The organism is Microbulbifer magnicolonia, assembly GCF_035117725.1.
GTDB lineage: Bacteria > Pseudomonadota > Gammaproteobacteria > Pseudomonadales > Cellvibrionaceae > Microbulbifer > Microbulbifer magnicolonia.
In genome coordinates this window covers 134,095-158,946 of record NZ_JAYEFD010000002.1, presented here as the reverse complement: position 1 = coordinate 158,946, position 24,852 = coordinate 134,095, and the positions used below count along the sequence as shown (strand labels likewise).

17 protein-coding genes are annotated in these 24,852 nt (G+C 59.3%); 7 read left to right on the top strand and 10 right to left on the bottom strand.

What is annotated here, in order from left to right:
* Window positions 1-201 precede the first annotated feature (201 nt).
* From RRF64_RS09975 to RRF64_RS09950, 6 genes are all read right to left on the bottom strand, one after another.
* The gene (locus RRF64_RS09975; RefSeq protein WP_323845738.1) at window positions 202-1,695 is read right to left on the bottom strand and encodes a mannitol dehydrogenase family protein; all 1,494 of its coding nucleotides are present in this window, start codon (window positions 1,693-1,695) and stop codon (window positions 202-204) included.
* 134 nt (window positions 1,696-1,829) lie between these two features.
* Window positions 1,830-3,245 carry a glucuronate isomerase gene (uxaC, locus tag RRF64_RS09970; RefSeq protein WP_323845737.1) on the bottom strand — a complete coding sequence of 472 codons (1,416 nt, stop codon included), beginning with the start codon at window positions 3,243-3,245 and terminating at the stop codon, window positions 1,830-1,832.
* A gap of 407 nt (window positions 3,246-3,652) precedes the next feature.
* Window positions 3,653-5,413 (bottom strand): sodium:solute symporter family protein, encoded by a 1,761-nt coding sequence (locus RRF64_RS09965; protein WP_323845736.1) that lies wholly within the window; start codon window positions 5,411-5,413, stop codon window positions 3,653-3,655.
* A gap of 96 nt (window positions 5,414-5,509) precedes the next feature.
* Window positions 5,510-6,304, bottom strand: coding sequence for a gluconate 5-dehydrogenase (locus tag RRF64_RS09960; RefSeq protein WP_323846687.1), 795 nt, complete (start codon window positions 6,302-6,304; stop codon window positions 5,510-5,512).
* Window positions 6,304-7,161, bottom strand: coding sequence for a 5-dehydro-4-deoxy-D-glucuronate isomerase (gene kduI, locus RRF64_RS09955; RefSeq protein WP_323845735.1), 858 nt, complete (start codon window positions 7,159-7,161; stop codon window positions 6,304-6,306). Before kduI ends, RRF64_RS09960 begins: the two co-directional genes overlap by 1 nt.
* 58 nt (window positions 7,162-7,219) lie before the next feature.
* The gene (locus tag RRF64_RS09950; protein WP_323845734.1) at window positions 7,220-8,524 is read right to left on the bottom strand and encodes a DUF4861 domain-containing protein; all 1,305 of its coding nucleotides are present in this window, start codon (window positions 8,522-8,524) and stop codon (window positions 7,220-7,222) included.
* 1,019 nt (window positions 8,525-9,543) lie between these two features.
* On the opposite strand from RRF64_RS09950, the gene RRF64_RS09945 reads away from it, so the two are divergent.
* From RRF64_RS09945 to RRF64_RS09935, 3 genes are read left to right on the top strand one after another with little or no spacing between them, the layout of a single operon-like run.
* Complete coding sequence (locus tag RRF64_RS09945; RefSeq protein ID WP_323845733.1) at window positions 9,544-10,689, top strand: mandelate racemase/muconate lactonizing enzyme family protein; 1,146 nt, start codon at window positions 9,544-9,546, stop codon at window positions 10,687-10,689.
* Between the two features lie 11 nt (window positions 10,690-10,700).
* Window positions 10,701-11,570 (top strand): RidA family protein, encoded by an 870-nt coding sequence (locus RRF64_RS09940; RefSeq protein WP_323845732.1) that lies wholly within the window; start codon window positions 10,701-10,703, stop codon window positions 11,568-11,570.
* On the top strand, window positions 11,567-12,328 hold the full coding sequence (locus RRF64_RS09935; protein WP_323845731.1) for a creatininase family protein: 762 nt from the start codon (window positions 11,567-11,569) through the stop codon (window positions 12,326-12,328). Before RRF64_RS09940 ends, RRF64_RS09935 begins: the two co-directional genes overlap by 4 nt.
* A 72-nt stretch (window positions 12,329-12,400) precedes the next feature.
* Here RRF64_RS09935 and RRF64_RS09930 read toward each other — a convergent pair whose 3' ends face one another.
* From RRF64_RS09930 to RRF64_RS09915, 4 genes are all read right to left on the bottom strand, one after another.
* Window positions 12,401-13,309: a sugar phosphate isomerase/epimerase family protein gene (locus tag RRF64_RS09930; RefSeq protein WP_323845730.1), complete on the bottom strand. Its 909-nt coding sequence runs from the start codon at window positions 13,307-13,309 to the stop codon at window positions 12,401-12,403.
* A 17-nt stretch (window positions 13,310-13,326) separates the two neighbouring features.
* Window positions 13,327-14,631: an Nramp family divalent metal transporter gene (locus RRF64_RS09925; RefSeq protein ID WP_323845729.1), complete on the bottom strand. Its 1,305-nt coding sequence runs from the start codon at window positions 14,629-14,631 to the stop codon at window positions 13,327-13,329.
* Window positions 14,632-14,822: 191 nt separating this feature from the next.
* Complete coding sequence (locus RRF64_RS09920; protein WP_323845728.1) at window positions 14,823-15,590, bottom strand: FadR/GntR family transcriptional regulator; 768 nt, start codon at window positions 15,588-15,590, stop codon at window positions 14,823-14,825.
* Between the two features lie 44 nt (window positions 15,591-15,634).
* Entirely contained in the window at window positions 15,635-17,515 is a 1,881-nt protein-coding gene (locus RRF64_RS09915; RefSeq protein WP_323845727.1) for a glycoside hydrolase family 88/105 protein, read from the bottom strand.
* 333 nt (window positions 17,516-17,848) lie between these two features.
* Between RRF64_RS09915 and uidA the strand changes: the two genes are divergently transcribed.
* From uidA to RRF64_RS09895, 4 genes are all read left to right on the top strand, one after another.
* Window positions 17,849-19,633: a beta-glucuronidase gene (gene uidA / locus RRF64_RS09910; RefSeq protein ID WP_323845726.1), complete on the top strand. Its 1,785-nt coding sequence runs from the start codon at window positions 17,849-17,851 to the stop codon at window positions 19,631-19,633.
* Between the two features lie 11 nt (window positions 19,634-19,644).
* Window positions 19,645-21,345, top strand: a complete 1,701-nt coding sequence (locus RRF64_RS09905; protein ID WP_323845725.1) for a sodium:solute symporter family protein — start codon at window positions 19,645-19,647, stop codon at window positions 21,343-21,345.
* A gap of 15 nt (window positions 21,346-21,360) precedes the next feature.
* Window positions 21,361-23,904, top strand: coding sequence for a beta-N-acetylhexosaminidase (locus tag RRF64_RS09900; protein WP_323845724.1), 2,544 nt, complete (start codon window positions 21,361-21,363; stop codon window positions 23,902-23,904).
* Between the two features lie 132 nt (window positions 23,905-24,036).
* Window positions 24,037-24,816, top strand: a complete 780-nt coding sequence (locus RRF64_RS09895; protein WP_323845723.1) for an SDR family NAD(P)-dependent oxidoreductase — start codon at window positions 24,037-24,039, stop codon at window positions 24,814-24,816.
* Window positions 24,817-24,852: the final 36 nt, after the last annotated feature.

Sequence of the window (24,852 nt, the reverse complement as noted above, 5' to 3'; positions counted from 1 at the left end):
CAGTACGAAAGGCAGGTGAAAAACCTGCCTTTTGTGTTGTGGGAAAAGCTAATTTTTTCCGAGCGAGACCGATGGCCATCTTTTCAATGACTTCATCATCAGCCGCAGGCCCAACGCTGTAGGATCGGCGGGGCGGATGGCCGCCCCGCCGCTCCTACATTGGGTTGTTTCGGCGGGCGAAAGGATCAGGGAAGAGGGCAGTCAGGCGGGGCTCTCTTCCATCAGCATACGCAGGCTATTGAGTACCCCGTGCTCATCCAGCGATGTCAGCCAGGTGGCGAGCGCGTTGTGCAGCCGCTGGCTGTATTGCAGATCCTCGCCGAATACCGGCGCAAACCGGAGGAAGGCTGCAGCCAGTTCGCGTGGATCATCGCGATGTTGGTCGCAGATGGATTTCAGCTCTGCGGCCAGAGGATCGGAAACCTCGATCGGGTTGCCGGCGTCATCCACCGCGGACACATAGCGGATCCAGCAGGCCAGGGCAAACGTCAGCAATTCGATCGAACCGCCGCTTTGCAGCTGGTGGCGCAGGGTGCCGAGCCAGCGCTGCGGGATCTTCTGTGAGCCGTCCATGGCGATCTGCCAGGTGCGGTGACGCAGGGCCCGGTTTGAGAAGCGCTCCAGCAGCTGCCGCTGGTAATCCTCCAGGTCGAATCCTTCCGGCGCCTCGACCGCAGTACTGGCCTCGGTGGCGAGAAACCGCTGCGCCATCGATGCAAAGGCGGACTCCGCCATTACATCGGCCACAGTCTCGAAACCGGCCAGGTAGCCGCTGTAGGCGAGCAGCGAATGACAGCCGTTGAGCAGACGCAGCTTGATCAGCTCATAGGCCTCCACATCGTCGACAAAGGTCGCACCGGCACTGTCCCAGTCCGGGCGGCCGCGCAGGAAATTGTCTTCGATGACCCACTGACTGAAGGGCTCCGCCATCACCGCCGCGTTGTCGCGCACACCGAGCATTTTTTCGAGGGCGTCGCGATCGGCGTCGGTGGTCGCCGGCACTATGCGGTCGATCATGGTGCAGGGGCAGCGGGTGTTTTCCCGCATCCAGTCGACGAGCTCAGCGTCCACCTGTTCGGCAAACTCGAACAGCACCCGCTCGAGCAGCTTCCCGTTACTGGGCAGGTTATCGCAGGAGAGCAGAGTGAAGCCCGGCAGGTCTTTCTGTTTCCGTTCCTGCAACGCATAGACGATAAATCCGAGCGCGCTCTGCGGTGCTTCCGGGTTGGCGAGGTCGTGCTGGATGTCCGGGTGGCGTAAATGCAGCGCGCCGCTGGCCGGATCGTGGCAATAGCCCTTTTCGGTCACGGTCAGGGATACGATGCGGATTTCCTCGCGGACCATCGCGGCCAGCAGCGCACGCGGACTTTCCGGTGCGACAAAGACGTCGGTCACGCAGCCAATGACTCGCACCTTTTCGCCGGCGTTGCTCTTTTCCACCAGCGAATAGAGGTAATCCTGCGGCGCCAGCTGATCGCGTACGGTAGGCGAACGCAAGCTGGCGGCGACTATGCCCCAGTCAGTCGCACCGCTTTCCAGTACCCGCTCTGTATACCAGGCCTGGTGGGCGCGATGGAAGGCGCCTATGCCCAGGTGGATGATGCCCGCACGCAACTTGCTGCGCTCGTAAGTGGGTTTGATGATCGATTCTGGCAGCTGATCCAGTGTGTTCCTGTTCAGGATTTTCTCATTCATAGATTTTTCCGAAGTCCCTTGTAGGAGCGACGGGGCGGCCATCCGCCGGTGGCCCCGATCGAATTTACCGGGATCCCCGGACATCGATCGCGGCCATGGGCCGCTCCTACATTGAAATACCGAGTCCTGCATTTTTAGAGCTTATAGGCCTGCTTCGCCAGCGCATAACTCAGGTCGTGTGCCAGTTCAAATGCCTCGTCCTCCGCCAGGCGGTGGTCGGTCACCAGCTGGGCGAGGAAGCCGCAATCCATGCGCCGCGCGACGTCGTGGCGCGCCGGGATGGACAGGAACGCGCGGGTGTCATCGTTGAAGCCGACGGTATTGTAGAAGCCGGCGGTCTCTGTCACCTGCTCGCGGAAGCGACGCATGCCCTCGGGGCTGTCGTGGAACCACCAGGACGGCCCCAGCTTCAGTGCCGGATAGTGTCCCGCCAGCGGTGCCAGTTCGCGGCTGTAACTGGTCTCGTCGAGCGTGAACAGGATGATGGTGAGGTCCGGCTCGTTGCCGACCGCCTCCAGCAGCGGGCGCAGCGCGTGGACATAGTCGGTGCGCGACGGAATATCCGCGCCCTTGTCGCGGCCGTAGCGCTGGAAGACCAGCGGGTTGTGGTTGCGTACCGAGCCGGGGTGGATCTGCATCACCAGGCCATCGTCGAGACTCATGCGCGCCATCTCGGTCAGCATCTGGCCGCGGAACAGTTCCGCATCCTCGGCGGAGGCGTGGCCATCGCGCACGCGAGCAAACAGCGCTTCCGCCTCGGCGCGGCTCAGGTGGGCGGTGGTGGCCGTCGGGTGGCCGTGGTCGGTGGAGGTGGCGCCCATACGCTTGAAGAATTCGCGGCGGTTGCGCAGTGCGGCCAGGTAGCCGGCATAGTTACCGGTGTCCTCGCCGGTGATTTCCGCAAGCCTGCGCAAGTTATCGGCGAAGCCCTCGTAGTCCGGATCCAGCACCGGGTCCGGCCGGTAGGCGGTAATGACGCGACCGCTCCAGCCGCTGTCGAGAATTTTCTGGTGGTGGCAAAGGTCGTCCAACGGCGACTCGGTGGTGGCGATCACCTCGATATTGAAGCGCTCGAACAGCGCGCGCGGCAGGAATTCCGGCCTCTTCAAACAGCTGTCGATACGCTCGTAGTAGTGTTCCGCGGTGCCGCCGTCCAGCGCCACATCCAGCTCGAACACATCGTGGAAGACGCTGTCCAGCCACATGCGCGACGGTGTGCCGCGGAAGAGGTAATAGCTTTCGGCAAAGCGCTGCCAGATGGCGCGCGGGTCTGTCTCCACCGGCGTGCCGTCGCGGCTGCGAATGCCGAGACTCTCCAGCGGTACGCCCTGGCTGTAGAGCATGCGGAATACGTAGTGGTCCGGTTTGATCAGCAGCTCGGCCGGGTTGCCGAACGGCCGGTTGTCGGCGAACCAGGCCGGGTCCGTGTGGCCGTGGGGGCTGATGATCGGCAGGTCTTTGACGCTCTCGTAGAGCTTGCGCGCGATATCCTGGCTGAGTGCATCGGCCGGAAACAGGCGATCGGGGTGCAGTTGCAGAGGGCGTGTCATAGGGGCGTGCTCTTTTTATTAACTCTATATTCCAAGCTTAACGCGGTGCCAGTTCCACTGGGTATATCGGCCAGGGCAAAAAAGCCCGCCCCTGGAACGGGGCAGGGGGGTACGCGGTACTAGGCCAAACTAGATAAAGGGCAGACCGCGTCAGGCGTGGAGAAACCCAGCATGAGTCTGGAGTTGTGATGGTGCCAAAAATTGGCCATGCCAGTCAATGGCTATGGTAAGGCCTTGCTTGTTTTCATCACGGCGCAGGTCTGAGTTGGGCAGTAACCTCTGTGCCAAAAAACACTGGAAAATTATGCCCTATTGCCTGTTATTACGCTTGCGTTAGCTGAATATGCCGGTAAGGCCAATTTTTATGTACTGCTCCGGCTGAGGGGATTGTCCTCGCAGAGCGGCCACTACTTTGCGAGAAGCCGCGTCTGCGTCACCGGCTCGGTAGCCTGGACGTCTGTCCCATCGATGACGCGAATATTTCCGACCGTTTTCCAGATGCCGAGTAGGGCCGCAAATCCAAGGCCCAGTGCATAATCGGTATTGCCGTATAGTGCGTGGCCAGTGCCGAACAGCAAAGCGTAGACACCCAATACCGCCCACATCATGGCAGTCACACCTGCTCGTACGCTTTCGCCTGAGAGGTATTCACGATTGATGCGGTCAAACTGTGCCAGAGTCACCGGGTCGGTTTTCGGTGTCAGTAGTGTGACAGCCACCCATCCGACGGTGGTGATGGCTACGGACAGAATAAAGATCTGCCACTGTGCAAACCCCAGATCGGTAAAGGTCAGAAAGCTGCTGGTGGCGAAGGAAATCACCATGGCCGAGATTTCTGACCAGGCATTAATGCGATGCCAGAACCAGCGCAGCAGGAACAGCAATCCGGTGCCGGCACCGACCGTCAGGAGCAGGTTGAAGCCTTGGCTCGCACTTTCCAGCTTAAGCGCGAGCAGCGCCGCGAGCACCATCAACATTACGGTAACTGCTCGCCCGGCCATGACCTGCGCTCGAGGAGATGCGCCCGGGGCTATAAACCGTACATAAACGTCATTCACCAGATAGGACGCACCCCAGTTGAGGCTGGTGGATATGGTGGACACGTAGGCCGCGACGATGGAAGCCAGTACCAGACCCAGCAGTCCCGCCGGCAGAAAGGTCAGCATCGCGGGATACGCGAGGTCATTCCTGACGATCGCCGGGTCCACATGGGGCAAGGCGCTCTGCAGGCTGGCGAGATCGGGAAACACGATGAGCGATGCCAGCGCGACCACTATCCAGGGCCAGGGGCGCAGCGCGTAATGTGCGAAATTAAAAAACACGGTTGCGGCCACAGCGTGGCGCTCGTCTTTTGCCGCGAGCATACGCTGGGCGACAAATCCACCGCCGCCGGGTTCAGCTCCGGGGTACCAGCTCGCCCACCACTGTACGGCGAGAGGAACGACCAGTAGCGTAACCAGTGCGTCCACATCAGAGAAATCGGGCAGCATGGCCATCTTGGGTAATACATCGCGGTGTTGGAACAGGGCGTCGAGTCCGCCGACGGCTGGATGGTCAAGTGCAAAGTACGCCGCCAACAGCGCTCCCGACATGGCGATCACAAACAGTATGAGATCTGTGATCAATACGCCCAGTAGCCCGCCTGCAGCGGAAAAAATCACGGTGATTCCGCCGGCGATCAATACCACAGCCTCCGGCGACAGGCCGAACAGCACTGCGCCAAATTTAATTGCAGCCAGGGTCACACTGCCCATGATCAGAACATTGAAGAAAACACCCAGGTAGACAGCGCGGAAGCCGCGCAAGAATGCGGCGGGCTTGCCGCTGTAGCGACGCTCGTAGAATTCGTTGTCGGTGGTTACACCCAAGCGTCGCCAAAGCTTGGCGTAGACGAACGCGGTCAGCATACCTGTCAGCAGAAAACACCACCAGCTCCAGTTGGAAGAAACGCCACCAGTGCGCACGAGATCGCTGACGAGGTTTGGGGTGTCGGCCGCAAAGGTGGTCGCGACCATGCTGGTTCCCAGGAGCCACCAGGGCATCCGCCGCCCGCCGAGGAAATAGGCTTCACTATCCTTGGATGCGCGTCGTGCCACCAGACTGCCTATCAGCAGTATGGCTCCCAGTGTTACGGCGATTATTGTCCAATCGAGCGTTGTGACTTGCACTGCTGCCCTCTCTTATTATTCTTTCGTCCGTGTTTGGACGCGGCGTCGGTATCACTGACAAAGCCGAAGGTTCCACTGCCCTTGATCCGACGCGAATCAGGCTTCACCATGAGGCTTGCCGATGGTGGCCAGAATACCGCCGTCGACGTAGATCACTTGCCCGGTTACGAAATTGCTGGCGCTTGAAGCCAAGAAAACCGCCGCGCCCTGCAGGTCGTCGGGATCACCCCATTTCCCCGCCGGTGTCCGATTGATGATGAACTCGTTGAACGGATGGCCGTCGACGCGAATGGGTTCGGTCTGGCTCGTGGCGAAATAGCCCGGGCCGATGCCGTTTACCTGCACATTGTGGCGCGCCCATTCGGTGGCCATGTTGCGGGTCAGCATCTTGAGTCCGCCCTTGGCGGCGGCATAGGCGCCCACGCTGTTGCGGCCGAGTTCCGACATCATGGAGCATATGTTGATGATCTTGCCACCGCCCCGATGGATCATGCCGGGTACCACTGCCTTGCTCATGATAAAGACGCCGGTCAGATCGGTGCTGATCACTTCGTCCCACTCACTGACGGCCATTTCGAGCAGGGGAATCCGCTTGATGATGCCCGCGTTGTTGACCAGGATATCGATGGGGCCGACTTCCGCCTCGATTCTGCTGACGGCCGCCTGGACTTCCGATTCGTCGGTCACGTTAAAGCGATAGCCGTAAGCCTCGATATCTTCCGCGCGATAGGCCTCGACGGCCCGTGAGATTCTTTCCCCGCTGGAGTGGCCGCTGATAACGAGGGTCGCTCCCGCACGGCCCAGCCCCCTTGCCATCGCCATACCGAGACCGTGGGTGGCGCCGGTCACCAGGGCGACTTTGCCGGTCAGGTCGAAAAGCGACAGGTCCATCATGCGGTTTCCCCTCGTGCCAGGTCTGCCGGGAAAATCTTGTCCATATCGTCGTAGTCCATGTTCTCGCCGGCCATACCCCAGATAAACGTGTAGTTGGATGTACCGGCACCGGAGTGAATAGACCAGGTCGGAGAGATAACCGCCTGTTCGTTTGCCATCCAGATATGGCGGGTCTCCTCACGAGGGCCCATGTAGTGGCAAACCGCTTGGTCCGCGGGCACCTCGAAATAGAAATAGGTTTCCATGCGACGGCTGTGGGTGTGCGCCGGCATGGTGTTCCACACGCTGCCCGGCTTAAGCTCGGTCATGCCCATTTGCAGCTGGCAGGTTTCTACCACCTGATTGACCATCAGCTTGTTGATGACACGGTGATTCGAGGTCTCCATGGCCCCGAGTTCGACCTTGACCGCGTCCTCGAGTGACAGCTTTCTTGTCGGGCAGGCTTTGTGTGCACAGGCGGAGTTGAGATAAAACCTTGCGGGTTTGTCGACATCGTCGCTGGAAAAGGTCACTTCCCGATTTCCGGCGCCCACATAGAGTGCGTCTTTATAGCCCAGCGGGTAAGCCTCGCCGTCGACCGTAACCCGACCCGGCCCGCCCACGTTGATGACACCGAGTTCGCGGCGATCCAGGAAGAAGGGGGCCTTGAGTGGGTCGATAGTTTCCAGGGCCACTTCGCCAGAAACCGGCATGGCGCCGCCGACGATAAACCGATCTATTTGCGTGTATACGAGTTTCAGTTTGTCGGCGACAAACAGGCCGCCGACATGGAAGTTCTCGCGCAGGCGTCTGTTGGTGTAGGTGGCGTAATCCTGGGGATGCACGGCATGGCGAACTTCAAATTCTACAATCATGGCTATATCCTTCATTGATCATCTGTTTGGGAGCAACGGGAATTGCGCAAGGCTCCGCTCAATCTTCTGCGTTGCGCGCGATCAGCACCGGCTGCGCAAGCTTCTCTATTTCTTGCGCGAGGAATGCCTCAAACGCGCTGCGGTCGCTGATGCCCTGAGCCTCGCCGGACCAGACTGCACCAAAGTAATATTCGAGCCCTGCGCCGGTGTCCTTCATGACCACCGCGTGGTTATGTTGGTCCTCGACAAGCTCACGGGCATCGCTCTTGCGATAGAAAATGAATTCACCGAGTCCGTCATTGAAGAGTGTTTGCTCGCCGAAGGTGGCGAGATAGGCCCAGTCGCTGTCATCGCCCAGATCCCCGGTTAGCACCTCAGCCGCATCGTGCTTGCCGAGGCCGATCGCCATATTCGGCAATGTTTCACTGGTGCCCAGCTTCACGTATACCAGCGGGCTGCCTGCGGTCATGCTGAAACTCGCATCCAGGTCGGCCTTGTGTTCAGACAGGTTCCAGCCTGCATAGTCGATCGTAAAGGAGGCCATGATCTGTCCGCTGTTGGTGACGGTCGCGCTGCGGCCATCGGTTTGCTCGACACGGATCACTTTTTCGCCATTCCAGAAACCGAAGCCGCCCATCCCGAGACTGTCGCCAACTTTCAGAATATCTGCACCCCAGTCGGACATCTCATGGTAGCTGTCATAGCCGTCGAGACCGATTTCCTGGAGCTTCAGGCCGGGCTGTTTCTTGCCAAAGATATCGAAGCCATTGCGCCAGTCGAGATAGATGCGGTAGGCCACGCGATCGGATTCGATTCCTGGGCCTTCGTAGCGGATCCATTCACTGTGATCGGTATACTGCTCCGGCAGGGTTATGGTATCGACATTGATAAATTCGCCACCTTCGTAGCGCTTGCCGTTCCACTGTCCGCCCTCTTTTATGGAGATTTCCGCTTGAGCGCGGGCAGGCCGTTTTGCGAGTTCCGCAGCCAGCGCCGCGTCATCGATCAGCTGAATTTCCTGCTTCGCCAGCGCATCCAGGTCGACAAGGATGGAGAAGAGATCCGCGGTATCGTCACCATCCGTATCGATGAGCTGCCCGCTCAGCAGTGTATCGCCTGACTTGGCCACCAGATGCCTGGCTTCCTGTGCGGACAGGCCCAGTTCGGCAAGTGGCCAGGTGAGCCGCGTGTCCCGACGTATAAAATCCGACGGATTACTCGCCGTAAACGTAGCCACCGCGCTTGCCGCCGTCTCCGCGACCGGTGCGGAGACATTTTCGCCACAGCCGGCGAGCAGAAGTGCACCGGCCAGCGCTGTCAGGCAGTGGGTGGGCTTGAGGGTGGATTTGCTGGGACGAGTCATGAATTTTCTCTCTTACTGGTTGATCTTTCCGAAAATTTACGACGGAAGTTTGCCGGTGGCGGCCGGGATGGTGTCCGGGCACACTCAAAATCCCTTCGATTGGGGTTGTTGGCAGTCGGATAACCCGTTGGTCGGACTGACTGTACGGCGGATCTCTCGGCCGAAATAAGCTCTGATTTTCCCGCGGTCGAGTGACCCGGCAGCCACCGCTGGCATGACGATGGTGAGAAGCCCCTGTCATGTGCGGGCACAGCGGGTCTTTCGGGTTAGGAAGCTATTTTAATTATGAGAATTTTCTAACGATAAAATGATTCATTTGGTGAGATGAGAACAAAGGGAGGGTTGTTCTCAAGGGCTTGTTATTTTCGCTGCATATCCTGTCTCGAAAATTATCAATGTCCCAGGATTATGGCAAGTCCGGTGGCTGGTTTTAAACGGCATGGACCGAGGTTTTTATCTTGTCGTTACGCGACATGATGACATCTTGGTGTCGACGTGCCGCTGTCTAGGTAAGGGGCGCACAGCCTGCTGTCCGATGTGAAAACATCGGGGAAATTTAATGAAAAATCACAGTATTTATCGGCAATAGGTCTGGACATGTAAGTATGCGATCGATAGCATGGATCCAAACATGCCGCGCGCTCACCTGCGGAGGTATACGGTACATAATAATAAGTAGAAAATCACATAAAAAATCATCTTCAATTAGGATGAGCTGGACCGATTGTTCATTATCCCGGCAGTATCAGTATCGATTTTTTTATCAATTCCGGCGCCGGGGAAATTTCAGTCGTGCAGATCGCGTACTGCGCAACAGAATTTGGGGCGGCTGCAATACACTTACTTCCCTGCACCTGATCATGTCCCGGCTCCGATCACTTGAATTGTCGCCGCCCTGGCGGATCTCGCTGCGCCAGTGAACAGAGTTCATGCGGTGCATGGAAGTCTGCAGCGGCATCATTAATCCGACGTCGAATTGGCGGAGTGTCGCCTTCGGCCCGGAACCAGGTAGGTACTTTATGACTCCAGCGATAACAATAAAACGGTTTCATTTTGAAGAGGTGGTTGTCCAGGCCAGACCCGGTGTGATCGATTCCGCGGAGGTGCGCAAACCGCTACATATGCTGCCGGTCGGCGGCAAGCGGGAATGGAGTATGCAGTTCGACGAACTGCCCAAACTCATTCTGAAACTCGAGCTCTCCGATGGCACAGTGGGCTACGGGGAGTTCTACCGCGACCACAACTGGACGCTTGTCCGTGAAGTGGCAGAGAGTCTGCTCGGCCAGGATATCCGTACTATCTGCCTGCAGGATCTGCCCATTCCCCTATGTCGCGAATACGACGGTTTTGAGTGTGCCATCTGGGACGCCTACGCAAAGCTTCTCGGGGTTCCGTTGTACATGTTGCTTGGCGGCGCAGTGCGCGATCGGGTTTACGTGGGGGCCTGGTCCAGCCACCGTACGGTCGATGAGTCCGGCTTGGTGGCGAAGAAGTATGCAGAGCAGGGCTACGACTGTATCAAGTTCAAGTGCGACCTGAACGATGACGTGGTTGGCTGGTGTGAACAGATCAAGCGTCACGCGCCGGGCATGAAAGTGATTTTCGACCCGAATCAGCGCTGGGAAAATTCGGGTGAGGCGCGCCGCCGGTTGCGGGGCCTGGAAGCTGTAGGCAACGTGCTGTTGCTGGAGGATCCTATCTGCAAGTGGATGTTGCGCGACTATGCGGAACTGCGCAATTTTACCTCCATCCCGATCGTGCAGCATGTTTCCCTGCCTTACGTTTACCAGGGGCAGCGCGTACACGACGCCATCAGCGTGATTGAGCACAACGCGGTGGATGGTTTTAACTTCAACGCGGGTCTGGCCAAGTTCCGGCAGCTGGATGCGATCGCTTCCGCCGCGCGAAAAAACTGTTGGCACGGTTCGGAGGCGGACTTGGGTATTCTCGAATCCATGTATCTGCACCAATCTGTCGCTGCAAAAAGCTGTGTGTGGCCGGGCGATATCTTCGGGCGCATGTTGCGCTCCCACTGCCTGCTCAAATCCCCGATCCGATTCGATCCCCCCTATGCATTTGTACCCGACCAGGGGCCCGGTCTCGGCATCGAACTCGATGAAGAGGCGATCGCCGCCCACCGCGTTTCAACTGCGACTGTTGAGTGAGGGTGTAAAGAGTGAGTGTGTTTGATAATCCATTTGATGGCGATGCGGATCGTGGTGAAATATGGGAAATCCTGGTTCGTCGCGACCTCGAGGCCTTTCTCAGTGCCGACTGGGACGCAACGAAGGGCGACTTCGTCGAAGAGGGCTTTTTTGGCATCGACGGCCAGAATAAAAACAACCCCGATCAGTGGGTCATGACGTTCCCGGATCTGGCTTCCTACCGGGATGTGTGGTTACAGGCGGCCACCGCATCGGCCGCCGAGTCAGACCGGCGGGCGGTGCGTGAGCCACTCTACGCTGCGTCGCGTCTTAAGAGCATCGACATCAACGGCAGTCACGCTATCGCGCACAAGGAAATCAAGGGTGCGGTGCCGAAGCGGGACGGCAGTAGGGAGATTCTCGACTGGCAGACACTTTACGTGATGCGAAAGGAGGACGGCCGTTGGAAAATAGCCTCCTTCGTCGGTTATCTGCCGTCGGTCATGGGCGCCGACGGCGTCGCGCCAGTTACGGCCCCGCCGGCACAGCAGCATGTGACAGCAGGTCCCTACTCGCCAGTGTTGAAGGTGAACGCCGAAGAACTGGTCGTCATCTCCGGCCAGTGCGCCATCGATATGTCGGGCAATATCGTCGGCGAAACTTTCGAAGAGCAGACTCGCTACACGCTGGAAAACTGTGCGCGCCAGCTCACCAATGCCGGCTGTGGCCTCGAAGACGTCTTCAAGGTCAATGTCTACCTGCCGGATCTCGGTGACTGGGAGCGCTTTAACGAAATCTATGTAGACTATATGCGCAAGCCCTATCCGGTCCGCACGGCAATTCAGGCCGGATTGCTGCCGGGCCTGCTGGTGGAAATTGAAATGTGGGCGGCAAAACGATGAAGTGGGAAAACCTGACCAGCCCCGCGTTGAATGAATTCGATCGCAAAACCCCTGTGATTTTAAATGTCGGGGCCATTGAGCAGCACGGGCCACACCTGCCGCTGGTAACCGATGCACTGATTGGCCGGCATTTTCTCGAACTGGCAGAACAGGCGCTCGGCGACCAGGTACTGGTCTTGCCGCAAGTGGCGGTCTGTTGCAGTGAGCATCACATGAGTTTTCCGGGCAGCCTTACCGTCACCCATGAAACCATGCTGGCCTATGTCTGTGATGTCCTGCAGTCGGTGATTGCGCACGGCTTTACCAATATCGTCCTTTTCAACAGCCACGGTGGCAATCTCGCCATCGGGCAGGTCATCATGGAAAAACTGGGGTACCGCTATCCGGAAGTGGATTTCTTTATGCTCACCTGGTGGAAGCTGGCCCCAGAGGCCCTGAAGTCGCTGCAGGAGAGCGACTTCGGTGGTGTAGGACATGCCTGCGAATTCGAAACCTCGATGGTTATGCACATTGCCCCGGAGCTGATCGATGCGGACACGGTCCGGGACACTCCGCTGCAATCCACCTTTGCCTGGGCGGATGCCGATCTGTTGACCGGCAGCCGCGGCGCGCACCAGCGCTCGATGTCCCAGCTGACCGCGGGCACCGGTGTGTACGGTGCGCCGAGTTACGCCACGGCGGAAAAAGGTCGGAAAATTTTCCAAGTAGTGACAGACGAGCTGGTGGCGATGCTGACCGAGATACGGTCCGCTGCCTAGCCTTTTGCCGAGATTGGTGCGGCCGCGAGTCGCGCGCCCGCCCGAACGGGGGCGAAACCGCGGCCCGCGCCGCTATGTGTTGAGGTATTCCCGTTGCAGCCACTCCGCTGCCGCTAGGTAAGCCCCGTCCAGGTCGGGCACGGCGGATTCGTCGCCGCCGATATCCAAGCCCAGGTGCCCTTTGAATCCCACGCGATTCAATGTCTCGAAGAAAATATCCCAGCGGATTCTGCCGTCGCCGATGGCCAGGTGCTCCACTTTTTTGCCGCCATTGTCGGAGATATGGATATAGTCGACGTGATCCTTGAGTCGCATGATAGACAGTGACAGGTTGTCGCGGATCACGAACTGATTGGCGGTGTCCAGGGTGAAACGCAGGTTGTCACGTTTGACCGCGTCGTGGAAGTAAAGATAGGCGTCGGTGCTCGAAGCCAGCAGCCCTTCGGCCGGATGCATGTGGTAGCTGAGGCCGTATTTGGCCGCGATGTCGCAGGCGTGTGCGTAGGTCTCGACAAGGGCCGCCCAGATATTTTCCCAGCGCACATCGTGCGGTAGGAATGCCGATGTGAGCACCTCTTCGTTGTAGTGGCGCACCACCGGGATATCTGCCGGGAACTGGTAGGGCGGCAGCGGCGCATTGTCCAGCACGCCTCTGGCGCCGAACAGTTGCGCGATTTCACAACCGCGTTCAAACAGCGCCAGCTGCTTTTCCCTTTCCCGTTCGTCGAGTGATGAGAGGCCCGGTAGCACCACGCAGAAGTAGGGCACCGCGAGACCGAGTTTCTTGATCTTGTCTGCAATACGGTGACGGTACTCGTAGACGGTCATCAGGTGCTCTTCGCGGATCCCTTCGAGCTCGACTGAGGAAAAACCCAGGGACTGCATCTCCTCCAGATACCTTTCGGTCAGCTCGGCCTTCGGTGGATAGCCGTATTTGGTGATGCTGTATAGATAGGCGCAGACAATGCGTTCGTGAAACATGGTAAAACCCTTGTTTATTAGAGTGCTTTGATAATGCCGATGACGCCGATCACGGCCATAAAGATGGTGAACAGCGTCATGGCTACGAGCATGAAAGTGGAGAGCGGAGTCGCAGTCTGCTCACCCATGACTGCCTTGCGGTTCTGCAGGATGGTCATCAGGATCAAAATGATCGGCGTGATGAGCAGAGCGAACACCTGGGTGATGATCATTACCAGTACCGGCCGGCCGCCAAAGATGGGCACAACCAGACCGAGGGCTGCATAGAAAACCACGATGGCCTTGCTGCCTGTCGAGGACAGGTCCATCGGCTTGTTGCGATAGTCGGCCAGCAGCAGCGGCACCAGCATGTAGTGTGGAAACAGGGAGGAAAGGCCGGCGCAGACAATACCGACCACAAAAATCGAGATGGCAAATCGGCCTGCCAGTGGTTCCAGCAGCTGGATCATGTCGATGGCATTTTCCACATGCAGCCCCTGTGGGTGCAGAGTGCCGGCAGCCGCGGCCATGATGGACAGGCTGAGGAAAAACATCAGAAAGGAAGAGATGAAGGCATCGCGCTTTTCCAGCTTGAGATCTGATGCTTTCCATTGCTTTTCCTTAACGGTTATCGATCGGGCCACGTAAAGGACGCCGCCCATGGTGGTGCCGATCATGCCGGCGACAATGAGGCCCGCATTCGCAGTGTCCGGGATGCTGGGCACCAGCCCCGCTATGACCACCGATGCGTCCGGGATCACCATGGTCGCAGTCATCAGGAAGGAAATGCCCATCAGCGCCACAAACAGCGCCAGCAGCTTTTCGATGAATCCGTATCGATTGTTGATCAGGAGAAATACCAGCATGCCCCCGAACAGGATCGCGAGCAGTATGGTGCTGATACCCTCGCCGTCTGCGGTGAGGGGTTTTGACCATTCGTGGACGACATCGGTGATGATGGCCATGACGCCGATGCTGGACACCATTTCAGTGAACACCAGCACCACCAGGACAAACAGCGCCACGTGGCGGCCGAAATGTTTGCGAAATGCCTGCAGCGCGCTTTCGCCGGTAATCAGCGTATAGCGTCCGAAATAGACAATCAGGAAGTAAGTGAAGACGCAGGACAGCAATACTGCCCACGACAGGATCATGCCGTGTGACGCGCCTGCAGAGGCCATGGTAGTGATGCTTCCAGTGCCGATGTTGTAGCCGACAAGAAACAGCCCCGGCCCGATGGTGGACAGGAACAGAGCGAATTTCTTCCACAGCGATTTTGTCGCCGGCGCCGCACCGCTCGCCGCCGCCCCAGCGTTCGTTACAGCCAGTCTCTCGTTGGTCACAGTCATCCCCTCGTTATTATTCGTGTTCCGCACAAGCTACTGCGATGTCAGACATATGACAAGTGGAGATTTTGATTTGTCGACAATCGTGCCGCCGGGAGGGGGGGTAATCTAGCGCGGCCGCTTGTGGTAGGTCCGGCTAGCCTTGCGCCGCACCCCTGCGGCAGGGGCGAGCGCGCATTACCGGGGGATCAGGAGGTGGCCAGCTGCTGGCGCATATGGAAGGCCTTGCGATGGCGCTCGACGCTGTTGGCCAAGTGACGACGGGCGGCTTTCCGCGCTGCTTGCGGGTCGCCGGCCTCGATTGCCTGAACCATGGCCTTGTGCTCAAGCTGAACCTCTTGCAGGAGGCTGGCCTGGCGGTCGCTTTCGCTGGTTCCGGGCTGGCCGATATCGTATTTCATCAGCAGGTCGTGGGGTGGGATCAGATGCGACCCGAGGAAATTCAGGAAGCGCACGAACTGCGGGTTGTCGGCGGCAGCGGCGATGGCATTGTGTAACTGGAAATCGGCGCCAGACGCGTCGACGCCTTCTGCGATGCAGTTATCGAAGGTCTCCAGGGCCGCATGCATGTCATCAATATGGCTCTGGGTGCGGCGCTGGGCCGCCGCGCCGGCCATCTCGATTTCCACGGCCATGCGGAGCTCGAGCACATTGATGATTTCCTCTAGGGTCGCGAGTTCTTCCGGGCGTATGCGGAAGCTGTCCTGACCGGCGTTTTCTGCCACGAAGGCGCCGACGCCCTGTCGTGTGATCACCAGGCCGTCGGCTTTCAGGGCTGCAACCGCCTCCCGCACTACGGTGCGGCTGACATCCGCACTGTTCACCAGTTCCTGCTCGGTGGGCAGCTTGTCCCCGGGTGCGAGTTCCCCGCTCAGGATTTGCGACCGGAGTTGCTCGATCAGCTCCGCTGTCAGTGACATGCGCTTGCGCAAGGGTTTGATGATTTTTTGAGTCATGTCTGGGTACTTTAGGGTGTTACAGTTTGCGGAGTCGTCGCATTTTATTCGGCAGCGACGGTCTCTGCAGTTGATCTTTCGGTCTCCAGCAGCTTTTCCATTGAGCTCGCCATATACAAGAATGCACCGAGACCGCGGGGGTCATTGAGCCGTTTCGGCTGCTGGTCGTATTGCTCGTCATTGAACAGGATCGGTGTGCCCTTGACGATGCCCTGCACGCGGCCGTTCGCATCGACCTGGGCCGTTACTGCTTTCCAGCCTTTTATGGTCGCGTCGAGATACTGGTCCCGTTCCAGCCAGCCATTGCGGATACCCTCGGCGAATGCGCGCACGAACATGCTGCTGGCGGAAGTTTCCAGATAAGTGTCGGGGTTGTCGAGTACCTGGTGCCAGCGGCCCTCGACGCTCTGCAGTTTCAGCAGGCCCGCAGCATGCTTGCGGTAGGCGTCGAGTATTGCCGGATAGGATGGGTGCCTTTCGTCGAGCGCCAGCAGTGCGTCGGTTTTCGCCATGATGGTCCAGCCATTGGCGCGTCCCCACTTGCTGGAAGTGTGCTGCTTGTTGTGCCCGAAGTAACCGTGCCAGTACACACCACTCTCTTCGTCTCGCAAGTGGCGGTCAATTTGCAAAATCTGCTTGATGGCCTCGCTCTCGTAGGCCGGGTTGCCCTCGGCTTTCGCCATGCGCATCAGGATGCCGGCTCCCATAAACATGTCATCGGCCCAGATGGTCAGCGGTACGGGATTGATCCGGCCAATGCTGCCGTCGGCAAGTCGCGGAATGTCATTCATGATGTGTTCGGCGGCGCGCTTGGCGATCCGATAGTCGGCGCTGTCAAGGCCCTTGCCGCTGGCTGCGCCGTAGGTGCGGATATAGCGCTCGGCGAATGGCAGTGAAGTGACCCCGGTATCGTCGAGGAGCGCATAGCGGAAATAGTGCCCGAAGGGACTGTGCAACAGGCCGTGGGCCTCGCGTTCACCGGCGATCATGTCCCTGTTTTTCAGGAAAAAGCTCATGTGGCGATTGATGTAGTCGCTGTAGTCGAGCTGCTCGAAGGTATCGCTCACGGTATACAGGGAGTCCAGAATCGTGCCGGTGAAATAGCGCCAGTCGGCAAATTCCAGCTTGTCGCTGTGCTTGCGGTGTAGGTGCACCCGCGGCAGGTCCCAGCGCAATTCTTGGCCTGCCAATCCCGGGTAGGTCCGGGTGAAGTCAATGCTGTCGGCTTCAAGTGGATGTTGTGCGGTAAAGTCGTGGCGTTCGCCATCAACCGGCCCGGCAACCAGGTAGTGCAGGTACTCGGGTGCAAGCTCCAGCTCTGGCGGGCTGAAAGAAACCCGGTGGCCGAGAGAGGCCCCGCTGGCACTGAAAAAACCGAGCCAGACCCGCGCTTCGTCCCCTGCAGGAGCCATTTTCACGATGAGTTCGTGCTCGCTGCCGGGCTGCAGATCGACCTCTACATAGTGGTTCGCGGCATAGCGATCGTAATCTGCGCCGCGGGGCTTGTGGCTGGTCTCGGTCGTGCGCTGATAAATGACCCGGTCATCGAGGATGACGCGCACCGTGCCCGCGGAGTGGGAGATGCCAAAGCGGGCAGTCGACAGCTTGTCCAGGGGGAGCACGTGGACCGGTTGCTCGTTGTTGACGCTTACGTGGGCGCGGGCGAAATAGATCCCATCGGTGGAAGCGGTCAGCGAATCGTAAAAGTCGATATGGCTGTAGCCTTCATCGAGCGCGCGCGGCAGGGATGGTTTGAAGGCGAAGGTCGTATCCGCGACGAGGCGATCTGCGACGCTCTGTGCCACCCTGGCCGGATCCGGAATCGTTGCTGAGGAGAGGGGCATTGCCGCCGCCTGCAGGCTGAGCCCCAGCGCTGTGCAGCTCAGCAGAATGTGTTTCGACCAGTGAAGTGCCCTGTCTTTCATAGATTATTCCCCTTACTTCCCTCTTTTTATTGGCTGGATTTGGGCTTTGGGGGCTGCGAGGCGCGCCGCCGAGAATTCTGACGCAGATTATCTTGTCATCATATATCTGACAAGATATATTTCGGGTCGAACCGAGTATTGTCTGTCATCCTACAACTGGGCTGGCTGCCAATCCGAGCCGGGGTTTTCAGCCGGAGGGTGCCCCGTTGTTGGCGGACCGGATGGTGTGACAGTGCGGGCGGGTGATGGAGCGGCCGTGGCTAAGCGCACAAGGATGATGCCATCGAGCATCTGTACATAAGAATAATTTTACTGAAGGTCTGAGGGGGCGCTGTGCTATTTCCCAAGTCAAATGCCCACAGGGATATCGTCGATTGCTCGGGGGTCTGGGGTTTCCGTCCGGATCCCGAGGGGATGGGCTTCGAAGCCGGATGGCAGGCGGGCTTCGACCCCACCCATGAATGCGCCGTCCCCGGTAGCTGGAACGAGCAGCTACAGGAATACGAACTGATGAACTACGTGGGCGGCGCCTGGTACCAGCGCGAGGTCCATATTCCCTGTCACTTTTCCGGCAAGCAGGTTTTACTGCGCATCGGCTCTGCAGACTTCCAGAGCAAGTTGTGGGTCAACGGCCGGCTGATTGCCGAGAACGACCTTCTCTGTCTCCCATATGATGGCGCGTTGGACGGCCATATCGCACCCGGCGAGAAAGCCAGAATCGTCATCTGGGTGAGTAACGAGCAGCAGTATCAGTCGATTACGCCCGCCGTGGCCATCGATGACTATATCCGCGAGCAGCGTATTCGCGACGAACAGTTCCCGGCGACACGCCCGGACTTTTTTCCCTACGGCGGCATCCAGCGCCCGGTGTTGCTGTGCGCAATCCCGCAGTCACATATCGCCGACGTAAGCCTCCGCACCGGAATAGACGGCGACGCCGGCCTGCTGACAGTCACGGCGCAGGTCGAATGCTGCGCCGGGGCGCAGCTGCGGATCGCCGTGTCAAACGGCCTGGCGCAAACGGTGCCGGTCGTCGGCGGCTTCGCCGTCGCTGAGTTTCGCATCGAGGGCTGTCGCTTCTGGTCGCTGAAGGATCCCCATCTCTACGACGTAAGCCTCGCCCTGGAGTTGGACGGCGGCACGGTGGACAGCTATCAGTTGCACGCCGGCGTGCGCGAGATCGAAGTGCGCGGCCGGCGGCTGTACCTGAACGGCGAGGCGGTGTTCCTGCGCGGCTTTGGCAAACACGAGGATTTCCCCGTTCACGGCCGTGGCCTGAACCTGCCGCTGATGGTGAAGGATTTTGGCCTGATGCAATGGATGGGTGCGAACTCCTTTCGCACCTCACACTACCCGTATGCGGAGGAAATTCTCGACTACGCGGATCGCAAGGGCGTGCTGGTGATTTCCGAGCTGGCTTCAGTGAATCTCGATTTCCGGCTCGCGGATGAGGAGACGCTGCTCAATCACCGCCGCACCCTGGAGCGCCAGATCGCGCGGGACAAGAATCACCCCAGTGTCGTTATGTGGTCGGTGGCCAACGAGCCGGGTTACCTCGGAGAGCAGGAGTACCGCGGCAAGGCCAGCCACAGTTACTGGAAAAACCTTTGCGACTATACCCGGGAACTGGATCCCAGTCGGCCGGTGACAGTGGCCAACGTGGGGCGCATCAGCACCGACGACCCTTCGTTTCACTATGTGGATGTCGTGTCCATCAACCGCTACTACGGCTGGTATGACATGCCGGCCCAGCTCGACCGGGCCGCGCTGCGCCTGCAGCGGGAGCTGGACGATATTGCGGCGGAACACGACAAGCCGATTTTGGTGCTGGAGTTTGGGGCTGACACCCTTGCCGGCGCCCACAGCACTACGGACCAGCTGTTTACTGAGGAGTACCAGGCCAAGTTTCTAGAGGCTTACTGCGATGTCATTGAAAAGCACCCGAATGCCGTGGGCACTCATGTATGGAATTTCGCCGATTTCCGCACTGCCCAGAATCATCGCCGGGTAATCCTGAACCTCAAGGGCGTATTCACCCGCACCCGTGAACCGAAACTCGCCGCTTTCAGGCTGAGGGACCGCTGGTCGGTGCCCTTCTCCTACAGCGACGATGTATAGGGAGCGGCAGTATGTTCGGTCTTACTTATCTTGACCTTGGCGTCATCTTTACCTATTTCGCCGGGCTCAGCTGGATCGGCGCGCGCACCTATGCCTCGGTGAAAAATACCGGCGACTATTTCATGGGCGGCCGCCGCTTCAATAAATTCCTGATGATCGGCCACGCGATGGGTACCGGCACACACACCGACCAGCCGGTAGCGGTGGCCGGGGCCTGTTACCAGCACGGTCTGGCCGGCATCTGGTACCAGTGGATGTGGATGTTCAGTACGCCCTTCTACTGGTTGCTGTCGCCGGTCTATCGACGCCTGCGCTATGTCACTACCGGTGACTTCTTCGAGAAGCGCTATGGCAAGACACTGGGCGCTTGGTATGCGGCCATGGGGCTGCTCTACTTCACGACCAACTGCGGGCTGATGCTGAAGGGGACGGGTACGACCATTGATGTTGTTACCGGTGGACAGGTCCCCAGTGATTACGCCGTGCTGATCATGACCGGGCTGTTTGTGACCTACAGCATGATCGGCGGACTGGTGGCTGCTGTGATCACCGATTTCATTCAGGGACTGTTTATTCTGGTGCTGTCTTTCCTGCTGATCCCCTTTGCGCTGAACGCCGCCGGTGGTATTGGCACGATTCACGAAGGTCTGCCCGCCGAGATGTTCAGTTTCATTGCGCCCGAGGAAATTACCCTCTTTTTCATTGTCATGGTCATCCTCAATGGTCTGGTGAGCATCGTGGTGCAGCCGCATCACATGGCTGTTGGTGGCGCAGGCAAGGATGAGATGTCTTGCCGTATGGGCTGGACTTACGGCAACTTCGTCAAGCGACTGATGACGCTTGGCTGGGCCTTTGTCGGCGTGTTCGCCGCGTTCCTGTTCCCCGAGCTGGGTAACGAACACCGCGAGCAGGCTTTTGGCCTGGCGGTCAACAGCCTGCTGCCGGCGGGGCTGGTCGGCCTGATGCTGGCGTCGATGGCCGCCGCGGTCATGTCCAGCTGCGACAGCTTCATGGTCGGTGGTTCGGCGCTGTTCACCCGGAATTTCTACGCCAAGTACTTCAACGCCAATGCCAGCGAGGGACACTATCTCACCGTGGCGCGGCTGGCGTCTCTGGTGGTTGTGGTCGGTGGCGTCCTCTATGCCTTCTGGCTCGATACCGTGATCCAGGGCGTGCTGTTGTTGTGGAAGTTCACAGCCTTCTTCGGTGTGGCCTTCTGGATGGCGCTTGTCTGGCGACGCGCCAACCGCTACGGCGTCTTCACCAGCCTCTTCGCCATGGTCGCCTGTGTACTCATCACCAGTGACATGACAAGCTATAGCCTGGGATGGGATATCGAATATCAGATCGCGCTCTATTTGCCGGTGGGATTCGCAACGTTCATTGTCGCGAGTCTGCTCACTCGGCCAGAGAATGATCGGCAGTTGGACGACTTCTATACACTGCTGAAAACCCCGGTAGGCGAAGAGGCCAATCTCAAGGCCGCGGGCGTCGATATCATGCTGGAGGGGGACAATATCCAGCAGGTGGATGACCAAAAAGGCCCCCTGCTGGAGCGCGGGCACAGCCTGTTGCTGGTGGACCTGTTGTCGCTGCATAAGAAGTTCAATTTCCACCATTACCGCATCGACCTGCTCGGCTTCGGCCTCGCCTGGTTGTTAGTCGGCGCCTTCATCCTGCTGGGGATTGGCCTCGCGCGGGTCGGGGCATAGGAATCAGAGGTGACTATGAACAAGAACAATAAACTTCGCGCTTCGGCCACCAGTTGCCTGGCGCTTCTCGCCTGCCTGACGGCAGCACCCACCACTGCGGCAGAAACCGTGATAGTGCCGGCGCCACAGGAAGTCAGTTTTGGCAGGGGCAGCTTTGATATAAACGACGAGCCCATTGCGCTGTCAGTAGCGAGTGGCGGGGTCGACCTCTCCCTCGAGCTCGAACAGCTCAGGGGTGAGCTGGCCCGCGCCGGCGCCGTGCTGGCCGGCGGGGGCGATGCGGCCGGTGTGACGGTACACCTCGAGCTCACGGGCAGTGGCAAGGCGGGTGATGAGTCCTACCGGCTTCGTGTCGAAAAGCGGCGCGTCACGGTAGAGGCCGCGTCTGAGCCGGGGCTCTTCTATGGGGTGCAGAGTCTCAAGCAGCTGCTGCGAGCCCACGCCGCGGCCGGAGCCATTCCGGTACAGTCGATCAGTGACTGGCCGGATCTGAAGTTTCGCGGCGTGCTCGACGACATCAGCCGCGGTCCGGTGCCCACCGTCGACTATATCCGCCACCAGATCGATCGGCTGTCGGAGCTCAAGTTCAATCGCCTGTCCTATTACTCGGAGCACATCATCCAGACCCGGAGTCACCCGGAAGTGGCGCCGCCGGCCGGGTCCATCTCCATACCCGAATGGAAGGGACTGTCCGCCTACGCCCGGGAGCGGCATGTCACGCTGGTGGGCAATTACCAGTCCTTCGGTCACTTCGAAAAATCCTTGGCCCACCCCGCAGTGCGGGCACTGGGTGAAAAGGACCGGATGATCTCCCCGGTGCTGCCGGAAAGCCGCGCCTTTCTGAAGGGCATGCTGGACGAGGTCATTCCGGCCTTCGATGCGCCTTACTTCTGCATCAACAGTGACGAGACCTTCGATCTCGGCCAGGGTTACTCGAAGGTCGCGGTGGATAAAAAGGGGCTGGGTGAAGTCTATGCCGACCACATCAACTGGTTACATCAGCAGGCCAGCCGCCACGATGTGCGTATGATGCTGTGGGCGGATATCGTGGCCAAACACCCGGAGATAGCGCACCGCATTCCCAAGGACACGATCATGATGCCCTGGGATTACAGCGCCACCGGTGACTTCGTCGGCATGATTACGCCACTCGCAGAGGCTGGCTACGACGTGATCGCGACGGCCGGTATCCTCAACAGCTATCGCATCATTCCCAATTTCGACGAGGCGCGGCAGAACCTGCGCAACTTTATCGGCGCCGCTGTGGAGACCGGCATTCTAGGTGCATGGACTACCGTGTGGGACGACGGTGGTATGGCGCTGTTCAACCACGACTGGTATGGGCTGGCCTACGCCGCGGACCAGAGCTGGCACGCCACCGGCAGTGTCGAAAAGGACGATTTCGAGCGCCGGCTGCGCGCCGGGGTCTACGGTGCGACCGACAGCGCATTCACCGACGCGCTTGATGTGCTGTTCGAACTCGACGGGCTTAAGCCGACCCGCGGTTTCAAGGACCAGATTTTGTGGCGCAACGCCATCCCCTCGCGCGGCGAAACGGGGCACATCGATGCTGCCGGCTGGGCTGATGTGCTCGAGCGCGCCGGCCGGGCGGGGGAGCTGATGGGCGAGGCCCGCCTCGCAGTGTATCGCGAGGACGCGGATGTGTATGTGTTCTCCGCCGCTTTGTTCGAAACGCTCGCCAAAACACGTCTCAATGCGCTGGATGCGGCCGCCAACTACAGTTTGGCGTCGCGCTATCAGTTCCAGGACCCGCTGCTGGCGCGGCGGCATCTGCTCAAGACTCTCGACCTGTTGAGCGAAGTGGCCGGCGGCTGGCGTCAGCTCCACGACCGCTACGAAAGTCTGTGGCTGCGGGAAAATCACAGCTACTCGCTGGATCACGTGCTCGATCGTTACCGAGAGCACATCGACAACTGGTCCGACGCGCATGCGCGGGTCAAGGTCAGCCTGCGCGATCTGGATATGGCGCGCGCGATAGAGGCGCCCACAAACGTGCGCCTGTCGATCGAGCCACTATCGGGACAGTACTTCATGGGCTGGCTGGAGCTGGATGCGTTCCCGGCCGGCGATACCGCAGCGCCCCTGGACGTCGATTATCTCGCCGAGAGCGGTGGTGAGGCCGCGGCCCGGCCAAAGGTGACCAATACGATAGTGTCGGATGGGCGCAAGTACCGCTGGCACAGAGTGCTGGCGAATGCCCCGGACGTGGTGGATCTGCTCAGCCTGAATCCCAGTGCCCCCGAACAAACAGTGATTTACGAGTTCGCCGAGCTGACCAGTCCCGATGATCGGCTTGCCAAGGCGACCGTGGGCTCCACGGGTTCGATTGAAGTGTTCGTAAACGGCGAAAGCGTATACCGGCACGATGGCGAGCGACCGCTGGTTATCGATGAGGATACCATTCGCCTGCCGCTGAAGACGGGCAAGAACTACGTATTGCTCAAGCTCGTCCGCAACGGCGGAGACATGAAGTTCTCATTCAGCCTGCCCGACAGCCAGGTCGCCGCGCACAAGAACCGCTATCAGATTCTCAACTAGCAATGTCGAACCCCAGCCCGCCCGGCAGTGCTTGCCGGGCGGGCTCGGGGCAAAAAAACACTTTCACCATCTTGGGTGTTACTTGTATGATGTCTGACTATAGTCTGATTTTCGCTGGAAAGGGGTGAGCGAATGAGGCGGTTTGCGGAGGTGGCCGTAATGGTCACGGGTGCTTCCAAAGGTATAGGTCGCGCGATCGCCGAGCGCTTCCTGAGTGAAGGCGCGCGAGTCGGCGTCCTCGATGCGGATGTGGCTGCGGGGGAGGCGTTTGCGCAGGCATGTCAGTCGATAGGGCAGACAGCCTTTTTTGCGGCGGCCGATATCGCCGATACCTGCGCGGTCCACGCGGCGATGGCCGATCTGACCGGGGCCCTCGGTGGGCTGCAAGTTCTGGTGAACTGCGCCGGGGCCGTGCGCGGCGAGAGCTTGGAAGAGACCGACGACGAAGTCTGGCGTTGGAACGTGGAGGTCAACCTCAACGGCGCCTTTATCGTATCTAAGGCCGCACTGCCGCACCTGCTCGCTAATGAACGCTCCGCGATCGTAAATGTGTCATCGGTCAACGCGCTGATGACGATCGGCGTACCCGCCTACAGCGCGGCGAAAGCGGGCATGCTCGCCATGACCCGCAGCTTTGCCACCGAATATGCATCTCGGGGCTTGCGCACTAACGCGGTGCAGCCCGGCACCATTCGCACTTCGGCCTGGGATGATCGCATCAAGAAGCGCCCCGACGTGATGGAAAAAATGAATGCCTGGTATCCGGGCGGCGCGGTCGGTCGACCGGAAGACGTCGCGGGTGCGGTGACCTTTCTCGCCTCGGAGGACGCCGCCTTTATTAACGGCACCAGCCTGGTGGTGGACGGAGGTTTGACCAGTGGCCACCACCGCATGATTCAGGACTTCCTGTAAACCAACGACCGCAATAACAACAGTAACAACAGCAAT

Excerpts from the sequence above, each read along its gene's own strand:
- RRF64_RS09975 (WP_323845738.1), bottom strand. The coding sequence starts at position 1,695 with ATGAATGAGAAAATCCTGAACAGGAACACACTGGATCAGCTGCCAGAA.
- uxaC (WP_323845737.1), bottom strand. The coding sequence starts at position 3,245 with ATGACACGCCCTCTGCAACTGCACCCCGATCGCCTGTTTCCGGCCGAT.
- RRF64_RS09960 (WP_323846687.1), bottom strand. The coding sequence starts at position 6,304 with ATGGACCTGTCGCTTTTCGACCTGACCGGCAAAGTCGCCCTGGTGACC.
- kduI (WP_323845735.1), bottom strand. The coding sequence starts at position 7,161 with ATGATTGTAGAATTTGAAGTTCGCCATGCCGTGCATCCCCAGGATTAC.
- RRF64_RS09950 (WP_323845734.1), bottom strand. The coding sequence starts at position 8,524 with ATGACTCGTCCCAGCAAATCCACCCTCAAGCCCACCCACTGCCTGACA.
- RRF64_RS09945 (WP_323845733.1), top strand. The coding sequence starts at position 9,544 with ATGACTCCAGCGATAACAATAAAACGGTTTCATTTTGAAGAGGTGGTT.
- RRF64_RS09935 (WP_323845731.1), top strand. The coding sequence starts at position 11,567 with ATGAAGTGGGAAAACCTGACCAGCCCCGCGTTGAATGAATTCGATCGC.
- RRF64_RS09930 (WP_323845730.1), bottom strand. The coding sequence starts at position 13,309 with ATGTTTCACGAACGCATTGTCTGCGCCTATCTATACAGCATCACCAAA.
- RRF64_RS09920 (WP_323845728.1), bottom strand. The coding sequence starts at position 15,590 with ATGACTCAAAAAATCATCAAACCCTTGCGCAAGCGCATGTCACTGACA.
- RRF64_RS09915 (WP_323845727.1), bottom strand. The coding sequence starts at position 17,515 with ATGAAAGACAGGGCACTTCACTGGTCGAAACACATTCTGCTGAGCTGC.
- RRF64_RS09905 (WP_323845725.1), top strand. The coding sequence starts at position 19,645 with ATGTTCGGTCTTACTTATCTTGACCTTGGCGTCATCTTTACCTATTTC.
- RRF64_RS09900 (WP_323845724.1), top strand. The coding sequence starts at position 21,361 with ATGAACAAGAACAATAAACTTCGCGCTTCGGCCACCAGTTGCCTGGCG.
- RRF64_RS09895 (WP_323845723.1), top strand. The coding sequence starts at position 24,037 with ATGAGGCGGTTTGCGGAGGTGGCCGTAATGGTCACGGGTGCTTCCAAA.